1 protein-coding gene is annotated in these 556 nt (G+C 67.6%); it reads right to left on the bottom strand.

What is annotated here, in order from left to right:
• Window positions 1–556: methyl-accepting chemotaxis protein (locus AC06FE_RS19575; protein WP_478074000.1), on the bottom strand; the 556-nt coding region annotated here is incomplete at both ends.

The following is a 556-nucleotide window of genomic DNA, read 5'->3' as shown; positions in this document are numbered from 1 at the left end:
CTCGTCCATCTGCATCACGGTCTGGTTGACCTGCTCGATGCCGGCGCTCTGCTCCTGCGAGGCGGCGGAGATCTCGGCCATGATGTCGGTCACGCGCTGCACCGAGGCCACGATCTCCCCCATCGTGGTGCCGGCCTGGTGCACCAGCACCGAGCCTTCGCCGACCTTGTCCACCGAGTCTTCGATCAGGCCCTTGATCTCCTTGGCCGCGCCGGCCGAGCGCTGGGCCAGGGTCCGCACTTCCGAGGCGACCACGGCGAAGCCGCGGCCCTGCTCGCCGGCACGCGCCGCTTCCACCGCGGCGTTCAAGGCCAGGATGTTGGTCTGGAAGGCGATGCCATCGATGACAGAGATGATCTCGGCAATCTTCCTGGATGAAGCCTCGATGGCGCTCATCGTGGTCACCACCTGGCTGACCACCTCGCCACCCTGCGAGGCCACCGAGGCGGCACCGATGGCCAGCTGGTTGGCCTGGCGGGCCGACTCGGCGTTCTGGCGCACGGTGGAGGTCAGTTCCTCCATCGAGGCAGCGGTCTCTTCCAGGTTGGCGGCCTGT

Source organism: Stenotrophomonas sp. Steno-C18 (assembly GCF_056393195.1).
This window is presented reverse-complemented; position numbering and strand designations above follow the sequence as displayed.